Origin of the sequence: Nocardia barduliensis (assembly GCF_013315795.1) — a bacterium.
GTDB lineage: Bacteria > Actinomycetota > Actinomycetes > Mycobacteriales > Mycobacteriaceae > Nocardia > Nocardia barduliensis.
Window position 1 is genome coordinate 36587 of sequence record NZ_JABLTE010000066.1, and the last position, 8567, is coordinate 45153.

Here is an 8567-nt window from a genome sequence, read left to right on the forward strand (position 1 = left end):
ACGCCGATGGCCCCGCGAGTCGTCGCGGGGCCATCTGGGGCATCGGTTTTCAGGCTCGGGCGAAGGCGAGTGTCTCGCCTTGGACGCCGTGCAGCCACAGCGAGTTGCACGCCGCGGCGATGTCGGCGAGCCCCTCTTCGATCGTGGCGAAGACATTGCCCGGCACCCAGCCGAGGTCTCCATTGATCAACAGATTGTTGCGGCCGTAGAACAGCGCCAGGTCGGTGGCTCCGCGTTCGTGCTCGGCCGCCGAGCCGGGCTCGTAGCCGTAGGCCGGATTGCCGATCTCCCACGGCTCGAAGTCGAACAGGCACACGTCGCCGGGAATCGGGGTGACCGTCGGATTCTCCCGGTGCGGGGCCGCGCCGATGCGGGGCAGCAGGGTATAGACCTCGTTGCGAGCGTACTTGGCGTGGAAGGCACCCCCTTCTTGCGGCAGGGCGTTCCATACCGCCGCGCAGGTACGCGGAGCCTCCTCGTCGAGCAGACGGGCGCGGCAGGTCACGGCGGCTTTGGTGAGCGTGATGGTGATGTAGCGGGCCATGCGTTCCTGCTTCCTGATCGGTGCCGCCGGGCGGGCCCGGCGAGCGGACGGGGTGGTGTGCGCGGGCGCTACAGCTCGGCGAGCACCTCGGACCAGATCGCCAGAGCGTCCTCGATCTGAGTATCGGTGACGATCAGCGGCGGGATCATCCGGACCACGTTCATGTGCGCCCCGCAGGTCAGCAGCAGCAGTCCCTTGTCCACCGCGGCGCGCTGGGCGGCCGCGGCGGTGGCCGGATCGGGTTCGCCGGTGGCCGAGGTGAACTCGGCGCCCGCGAGCAAGCCGAGGCCGCGCACGTCACCGATCGCCTTGGTGGCGCTTTCGCGCAGGCCGCCCAGCAGCTGGGCGCCGCGTGCGGCCGCGTTCTCGACCAGCCCTTCGGACTCGATGACGTCGAGCGTGGCGATCGCCGCCGCGCACGCCACCGCGTTGCCGCCGTAGGTGCCGCCCTGCGAACCCGGCCACGCCCGCGCCATCAGCTCGCGCGAGGCCGCGATGCCCGACAGCGGGAACCCGCTGGCCAAGCCCTTCGCGATGGTGATCACATCGGGCCGGACGCCGAAGTGCTGATGCCCGAAGAATTTTCCGGTGCGCCCGAAACCGGTCTGGATCTCGTCGAAGACCAGCAGGATGCCGTGCCGGTCCGCCCGTTCGCGCAACCCGCGGAAGAACTCGGTGTTACCCGGCACATAGCCGCCCTCGCCGAGCACCGGCTCCACGATGAACGCGGCGGTCTCGGCGGGGGAGGTGAGCGTGGCGAAGAGGTAGTCGAGTTCGCGCAGCGCGAAGGCGGTGGCTTCCGATTCGCTCCAGCCGTAGCGGTACGCCGTGGGGAACGGCGCGACGTGCACACCCGCCATCAACGGGCTGAACCCGGCCGAGAACCGGGTGCCGGAGGTCGTCATGGTCGCGGCGGCCACGGTGCGGCCGTGGAAACCGCCGTGGAAGACGACGACGTTCGGCCGCCCGGTGGCCTGGCGGACCAGCCGCAGCGCGGCCTCGATCGCCTCGCTGCCGGAGTTGGCGAAGAACAGCGTGTCCAGCCCGTCGGGCAGTACCGTGCCGAGCCGTTCGGTCAGCTCCAGCAGCGGCCGGTGCAGCACGGTCGTGTACTGCCCGTGGATGAGCGTGGCGACCTGCGCCTGTGCCGCCGCGACCACATGCGGGTGGCAGTGGCCGGTGCTCGTGACGCCGATACCGGCGGTGAAGTCCAGATAGCGGCGGCCGTCGGTGCCGTAGAGGTAGCACCCCGCGCCGTGGTCGACGGTCACCGGAGTGGCCTGTTTCAGGATGGGCGAGAGCTCGGTCATGGTGGTTCGCCTCCCGGAGCGGGGATGGGTACGGCATTGTCTATTGTCGGATTGTCGACAATATGCATAACATGGCGGCACGGGTCGCGGCAACGGCCGAACGCTGCCCGGGTGACGAAAGGAGCTACCGACGATGCTCACCGAAAGCGCCCTCAGCGCCGCCGAGCGCGCCGCGATCGACACGGTGCCGCGCGGCCTGTTCATCGCTGGGCAGTGGCGTACGACCGCGCGGACGCTGCCGGTTAGCGATCCGGCGACCGGCGCGACGCTGTGCGCGGTGGCCGACGCGGACCCGGCCGACGGGCTCGCCGCGCTGGACGCGGCATGCGCGGCGCAACCGGACTGGGCGGCCACTCCGGCGCGGGAGCGCAGCGATCTGCTGATGCGCGTGCATCGCGCGCTGCTGGCCGATACCGAACGGCTCGGACTGATCGCGACCTTGGAGATGGGCAAGCCGCTGGCCGAGGCGCGCGGCGAGATCGCCTACGCCGCGGAATTCTTCCGCTGGTTCGCCGAGGAAGCCGTGCGCTTGGACGGCGGGTACATGCCCGCGCCCACCGGCGGGTCGCGCTTCCTGGTGACCCGGCAACCGGTCGGCCCGAGTTTGCTCATCACGCCCTGGAACTTCCCCGTGGCCATGGGCGCGCGCAAAATCGCGCCCGCGCTCGCGGCCGGTTGCACCTGCGTGGTGAAACCCGCTGAGCAGACGCCGCTTTCGATGCTGGCGCTGGCCGAGGTGATGGCCGCCGCCGGGTTGCCCGCCGGGGTGGTCAACGTCATCACGACGGCCGAGCCCGCCGCGGTGATGACGCCGCTGATCCTGGACGACCGTTCACGCAAGCTGTCGTTCACGGGCTCGACGGCGGTCGGCAAGCAGTTGCTCGCGCAGTGCGCGCAGACGGTGATGCGCACCTCGATGGAACTCGGCGGCAACGCGCCGCTGCTGGTGTTCGACGACGCCGACTTGGACGAGGCGATCGAGGGCGCTCTCGCGGCGAAGATGCGGAATATCGGCCAAGCCTGCACCGCCGCCAATCGCATTCTCGTCCAGCGCGGCGTCGCCGCGGAGTTCGCCCGCGGGCTCGCCGAGCGGATGGCGGCCCTGCCGATGGGCCGCGGCACCGAACCGGACGTCGTGGTCGGGCCGCTGATCGATGCCGAGGCCGTCGCGAAGGTGCAACGCCTGGTGGACGACGCCCGCGCCCGCGGCGCCACGGTGCTCACCGGCGGCACCGCGCCGGGCGGACCTGGCACCTTCTATCCCGCGACCGTGCTGGTCGGCGTCCCCGACGACGCCGAGCTGTGCCACACCGAGATCTTCGGACCGGTCGCCGCGATCGGCGTCTTCGACACCGAAGACGAGGCGGTGAGCCGGGCCAACGACACCCCTTCCGGGCTGGTGAGCTACGTGTTCACCGAGAACCTCCGGCGTGGTCTGCGCGTGTGCGAGGCGCTGGAAACCGGCATGGTGGGACTCAACCAGGGCGTGGTGTCGAACCCGGCCGCACCGTTCGGCGGGGTCAAGGAGTCCGGGCTGGGACGCGAGGGCGGACGCACCGGGATCGACGAGTTCCTGGAGACCAAGTACATCGGAGTGCGACTGTGAAGGAGTGCCAGTGAGCGAGTACCGCATCGCCACCATCCCGGGTGACGGGATCGGAGTCGACGTCACCGCGGCGGCGGTGCGGGTGCTCGACGCCGTGCTGCCCGGCCTGGAATGGACCGAATTCGACTGGTCCTGCGCGAACTACCTGCGCACCGGGGCGATGATGCCGCCCGACGGCGTGGAACGCCTCGCGGGCTTCGACGCGATCCTGCTCGGCGCCGTCGGCTTTCCCGGCGTGCCCGACCACGTTTCGCTGTGGGGGCTGCTGATCCCGCTGCGCCGCGCCTTCGGGCAGTACGTCAACCTGCGCCCGGTGCGCCTGCTCCCCGGCACGGAGTCGGCGTTGCGCGGCCGGACCGCCGACGACTTGGACATCTTGATCGTGCGGGAGAACTCCGAGGGCGAGTACTCCCGGATCGGCGGCATCCACAACGAGGGCCGCCCCGACGAATTCGTGCTCCAGGAGTCGGTGTTCACCCGCATCGGGTGCGAGCGGATCATCCGCTACGGGTTCGAGCGGGCCGCCGAACGGTCCGGGCGACTGTGCTCGGCCACCAAATCGAACGGGATCATCCACTCGATGCCGTACTGGGACAGTGTCTTCGAACGCGTCGCGGCGGACTACCCGCAGGTGACGACGCGGCAGATGCACGTCGACGCGCTCGCCGCCGAACTCGTGCTGCACCCGGACCGGCTCGATGTGATCGTGGGGTCGAATCTCTTCGGCGACATCCTCTCCGACCTCGCCGCCGCTGTCACCGGCGGGCTCGGTCTGGCCCCGTCGGGGAACATCAATCCCGAGCGCACCGGCCCATCGATGTTCGAGGCCGTGCACGGCAGCGCCCCGGACATCGCCGGTCAGGGCATCGCGAACCCGGTGGCGCAGATTCTGGCCGGTGCGATGCTGCTCGACCATCTCGGCGAGTCCGCCGCGGCCGCCGCGACAGACCGAGCCGTCTGCGAGGTGCTCGCCGCGGGGGAGATCCGGACCCCGGACCTCGGCGGCACCGATTCCACCTCGGACCTCGGCGACGCCATCGCCGCGCGCGCCGCCGAACTGGTCCGTCGGCCCGCGTCAGCCGAACACGGCTGACCGGTCGCGACGTGACTACGGCGGTGCGCCATGGAGCTGTTCCCGGTGGCGTGCCGCCGCCCCGTGACGGCGGGGAATTCTCGAGTGGACGCGCGACCGAGCCGACCGGTGGCTCAGGCGGTGAGCCAGATGGCCTCGGCAGCGGGGCGCCCGAGGTCGGTGGCGGTTTCGGTGGCGCCGATGCGGATGGCGATGGTACCCGCGAAGTCGCGGCGTTCGACCACCGTGATGATGGTGTCCAAGGCGATGCCGACGGAGTCGAAGTAGCGCAGCATGTCGGGATCGGCGTCCGAGATGCGGGCGACCCGGCCGTGCTCGCCCGCGTGGAAGTCGCTGAGCTGGCGCGCGGGCGGGGTGGGTACCGCGCCGTCCACCGAGGGGATCGGGTCGCCGTGCGGGTCGCGATCGGGGTAGCCCAGTTTCGCGTCGATGCGCGCCATCAACAACTCCGAGACCGCGTGCTCGAGCACCTCGGCCTCGTCGTGCACCTCGTCCCAGCCGTAGCCGAGTTCGTTCACCAGGAAGGTCTCGATGAGCCGGTGCCTGCGCACCATCGCGATGGCGGCGCGGCGGCCCTCGGGCGTCAGGGTGATCGCCCCGTAGCGGGCGTGCTCGACCAGCCCTTGGTCGGCGAGCTTGCGCACCGCTTCGGAGACGGTCGAGGCCGACACGCCGATCCGCTCGGCGAGCAGTTTCGTGGTCACCTTCTCCTGCGACCATTCCTGCGCGGTCCAGATGACCTTCAGATAGTCCTGGGCGACCGACGAGAGCACAGGCGCGATCGTCGCGGTACCGCCGTGCGGATCGCCCGGAACCGGGGCGTCGGCCAGCTCGCGTCGAGTGGCGATATCTCGTTTACCGGGCACACACCCGAGCTTAGGCACTAGCGTGCCGATACACACATCCTGCGGCCCGCCGCCGGGCCATCGCAAACGAATCGCGATTCGACGTTCATCCGCCGGTGGCGAAGCGGCGTTCGCGCAGGATCGGAGCCGTTCGCGCCGCGATCTCGACGCCCGCACCAGGTGCCGCAGTGATCCAGCGCAGCGCGCGATACGCGGCTGAACCGTTTCGACGCTCGAGCGTGCCATTGCCGTGCGCGAACCGGCGCGCCGGACGCTCGCGCATTTCCACAGCTGGACCTTTTCCGCTCCTGTCGGAAGCACGCTCGGGAGGGCGTGGAAACAATTGCGAACTCGGCACTTTCACGAATCCGTCCGGCGCGTTTCCGACGTGCGGAGTTTCCGCCGATGGCGTCGTGAACCCCGACGCTTCCGCACGGCGGAAACACCGTCGTGCGGTAGCCACGGCCACTCGGCGGTCGGCGGATGACGCCGGTACGCCGATCCCGCCTTCCGCGCCGGCTCGCGGCGCGGGGAAGTGTTGTGTGAGATCCGCACGCCCGAATACTGTTCGCTACCTGATTTGCGTAGGCTGCGCACTGTGCAGAGATGGCGAAGTCTCGACGAGGTGCCCGCGGACTGGGGGCGCTGTGTCCTCACGATCGGTGTGTTCGACGGTGTGCACCGCGGCCACGCGCAGTTGATCAGCCGGGCCGTGAAGTCCGCCGCCGCGCGCGGCGTGCCCGCGGTGCTGATGACCTTCGATCCGCACCCGATGGAAGTGGTGCGCCCCGGCTCCCACCCCGCGCAGCTGACCACGCTGACCCGCCGCGCCGAACTGGCCGAGGAACTGGGCGTGGATGTCTTCTGCGTCATGCCCTTCACCCACGAATTCATGAAGCTCACCCCCGCGCGATACGTGCACGATCTGCTGGTGGAGCGGTTGCACGTGGTCGAAGTGGTGGTCGGCGACAACTTCACCTTCGGCAAGAAGGCCGCCGGCACGGTGGAGACCATGCGCGAGCTCGGCAAGCGCTTCGGTTTCGAGGTCGACGGCGTGACACTGCTCGCCGAACACGCCGTGACCTTCTCCTCCACCTACATCCGCGCGTGCGTCGACGCGGGCGACATGGCCGCCGCGGCCGAGGCGCTGGGACGGCCGCACCGGGTCGAAGGCGTCGTCGTACACGGTGACGGCCGCGGCAAGCAGCTCGGTTTCCCGACCGCGAACGTCGCCCCGCCGATGCACGCCGCGATCCCGGCCGACGGCGTGTACGCGGGATGGTTCACCGTGCTCGGCCCCGGCCCCACCATCGGCACCGTCACCCCGGGCGAGCGGGCCATGGCCGCCATCTCGGTGGGCACCAACCCGACCTTCTCCGGCCGCGCCCGCACCGTCGAGGCGTACGTGCTCGACGGCGAGGCCGACCTCTACGGTCAGCACGTCGCGGTCGACTTCGTCGAGCACATCCGGGGCCAGCGCAAGTTCGAGTCCGTGGACGAACTCATCGAGTGCATGGGCCGCGACGTGGAGACCGCGCGCAAGATCCTCACCGCCGCCGACGCCGGGTGAGCGTCAGGACTTCATGAACTCGAGCAGGTCCTGGTTGAGCTGGGTGGCGTGCGTGACGTACAGCCCGTGCCCGGCGGTCGGGTACTCCTTGTAGACGCAGTCCGGGATGAGTTTCGCCGTGCGCCTGCTGCTGGCGTCGATCGGAATGGACTGATCCGGCACGCCGTGCACGACCAGCGCGGGAATCGGCAGATTCCGCAGCGTTTCGCGGTGGTCGGAGGAGAAGGTCGACTCCCAGACCGCGATGGTGGACCACGGTGAGGCCGACAGGCAGCGGCGCGTCTCGTGGTCGATCAGCGCGGGGGACACGTCGTTGCCGAGGTGGGTGGCGAAATATCCCTGGGCGCGATCGGCGAACCACTTGGGCCGGTCGGTGCGCCACTGGGCGACCGAAGCGCGGCTCAACTCGTCCGGCAGGCCCTCCGGGTTGTCCTCGGTCTGCCGCAGGAACGGCAGCGTGGTGGCGAACAGCGCGATCCGTCCCACCCGCCGGGTGCCGTGCCTGGCCAGGTAACGGGCGAGCTCCGCGCCGCCCGCGGAGTGCGCGACCAGGGTCAGGTCGCGCAGGTCCAGCCGTTCGATCAGCTCGGCCACGTCGTCGGCGCGGGTGTCGAGGTCGTATCCGGCCGACGGGCGATCGGAGCGGCCGTGGCCCCGCCGATCCAGCAGCACGCAGCGGTAACCCTGCTCGACGAAGAACGGGACCTGGTACTCCCACATCTCGGCATCGAGCGCCCACCCGGCCAGGAACAGGAGCGGCGCTCCGGTTCCGTAGTCCTCGTAGGCCAGGCGGGTGCCGTCGGTCGTCTCCAGGTAAGGCATCGTTGTCTCCTCGTATTCGGCGGTACGAGAGAAAGATTCGCAGCCGATGCGCGGCGAGTCGATTACCCGGAAGGTAAAGCCGGCGCTTCCGTGCGCGGCACGTCCGAAGCGGTCGGCCGAGCCGATCGACGTGCGATTTCAGCCGGAAGAGCTCGGTCCGGTAGGGTGGTCCCTCGGGTTTGCTGCGGTCCGCGGTGGCGCCCGCACCCGGGTGACCGGACATTCGAGCGCGGAACTGAGAAACAGGAGTGGATGCCCCATGGCGCTGACCACCGAACAGAAGTCGGCGATTCTCGCCGAGTACGGCCTGCACGAGAAGGACACCGGCTCGCCGGAGGCGCAGATCGCGCTGCTGTCCAAGCGGATCGCCGACATCACCGAGCACCTGAAGAAGCACAAGCACGACCACCACACCCGCCACGGCCTGATGGCGCTGATCGGTCGTCGCAAGCGGCTGTCGAAGTACCTCCAGGACAACGACATCAACCGCTACCGTTCGCTGATCGAGCGGCTCGGGCTCAGGCGGTAATTTTTGGCCGCGCCTTCGGCGCGGCGTGTTCGCGGCCCTCTTGTGGCTCGCGTCCGAGTGACCGCCGCTTGCTCCTTCGTCGCTTGCGCGGCGGTCACTCGGACGCGAGCCGGGCCGCGAACGACGCATGCTCGGTCTCGCTTCGCTCGAAAGACGTGGTTGGGGTGGGCTGGGCGCGTAGGCACGGAACTCGCTACTCGGGGCACGCGGCTGGAAGTTGGCCGGATCGCGCCGCGCGGTGCGAGGGC

Annotated in this window: 9 protein-coding genes; 4 read left to right on the forward strand and 5 right to left on the reverse strand. The window is 69.9% G+C overall.

What is annotated here, in order from left to right; genetic code table 11:
* Positions 1 to 49: 49 nt before the first annotated feature.
* Both HOV91_RS25250 and HOV91_RS25255 read right to left on the reverse strand, forming a co-directional pair.
* Positions 50 to 544: a DUF3830 family protein gene (locus HOV91_RS25250; RefSeq protein WP_174187884.1), complete on the reverse strand. Its 495-nt coding sequence runs from the start codon at positions 542 to 544 to the stop codon at positions 50 to 52.
* Positions 545 to 612: 68 nt separating this feature from the next.
* Positions 613 to 1854 carry an aspartate aminotransferase family protein gene (locus HOV91_RS25255; RefSeq protein ID WP_174187885.1) on the reverse strand — a complete coding sequence of 414 codons (1242 nt, stop codon included), beginning with the start codon at positions 1852 to 1854 and terminating at the stop codon, positions 613 to 615.
* Between the two features lie 133 nt (positions 1855 to 1987).
* Between HOV91_RS25255 and HOV91_RS25260 the strand changes: the two genes are divergently transcribed.
* Entirely contained in the window at positions 1988 to 3460 is a 1473-nt protein-coding gene (locus HOV91_RS25260; protein WP_174187886.1) for an NAD-dependent succinate-semialdehyde dehydrogenase, read from the forward strand.
* A 10-nt stretch (positions 3461 to 3470) separates the two neighbouring features.
* The gene (locus HOV91_RS25265) at positions 3471 to 4553 is read left to right on the forward strand and encodes a tartrate dehydrogenase (protein WP_312884766.1); all 1083 of its coding nucleotides are present in this window, start codon (positions 3471 to 3473) and stop codon (positions 4551 to 4553) included.
* A gap of 113 nt (positions 4554 to 4666) precedes the next feature.
* On the opposite strand, the gene HOV91_RS25270 is transcribed toward HOV91_RS25265, so the two are convergent.
* A complete protein-coding gene (locus HOV91_RS25270; protein WP_174187899.1) occupies positions 4667 to 5335 on the reverse strand; it encodes a metal-dependent transcriptional regulator in 669 nt (222 codons plus the stop codon).
* Between the two features lie 169 nt (positions 5336 to 5504).
* A complete protein-coding gene (locus HOV91_RS25275) occupies positions 5505 to 5687 on the reverse strand; it encodes a hypothetical protein (RefSeq protein WP_174187888.1) in 183 nt (60 codons plus the stop codon).
* Between the two features lie 309 nt (positions 5688 to 5996).
* Between HOV91_RS25275 and HOV91_RS25280 the strand changes: the two genes are divergently transcribed.
* Positions 5997 to 6968 (forward strand): bifunctional riboflavin kinase/FAD synthetase, encoded by a 972-nt coding sequence (locus HOV91_RS25280; protein ID WP_174187889.1) that lies wholly within the window; start codon positions 5997 to 5999, stop codon positions 6966 to 6968.
* 3 nt (positions 6969 to 6971) lie between these two features.
* Here the strand turns inward: HOV91_RS25280 and HOV91_RS25285 are convergent, their stop codons facing one another.
* Positions 6972 to 7790: an alpha/beta fold hydrolase gene (locus HOV91_RS25285; protein WP_174187890.1), complete on the reverse strand. Its 819-nt coding sequence runs from the start codon at positions 7788 to 7790 to the stop codon at positions 6972 to 6974.
* A 259-nt stretch (positions 7791 to 8049) separates the two neighbouring features.
* Here HOV91_RS25285 and rpsO point away from each other — a divergent pair, with 259 nt between their 5' ends.
* Positions 8050 to 8319 carry a 30S ribosomal protein S15 gene (rpsO, locus tag HOV91_RS25290; protein WP_039799352.1) on the forward strand — a complete coding sequence of 90 codons (270 nt, stop codon included), beginning with the start codon at positions 8050 to 8052 and terminating at the stop codon, positions 8317 to 8319.
* The last annotated feature ends 248 nt before the right edge of the window (positions 8320 to 8567 follow it).

Coding starts and splice junctions, on each gene's coding strand:
- HOV91_RS25260 (WP_174187886.1), top strand. CDS start 1,988: ATGCTCACCGAAAGCGCCCTCAGCGCCGCCGAGCGCGCCGCGATCGAC.
- HOV91_RS25285 (WP_174187890.1), bottom strand. CDS start 7,790: ATGCCTTACCTGGAGACGACCGACGGCACCCGCCTGGCCTACGAGGAC.
- rpsO (WP_039799352.1), top strand. CDS start 8,050: ATGGCGCTGACCACCGAACAGAAGTCGGCGATTCTCGCCGAGTACGGC.
- HOV91_RS25250 (WP_174187884.1), bottom strand. CDS start 544: ATGGCCCGCTACATCACCATCACGCTCACCAAAGCCGCCGTGACCTGC.
- HOV91_RS25255 (WP_174187885.1), bottom strand. CDS start 1,854: ATGACCGAGCTCTCGCCCATCCTGAAACAGGCCACTCCGGTGACCGTC.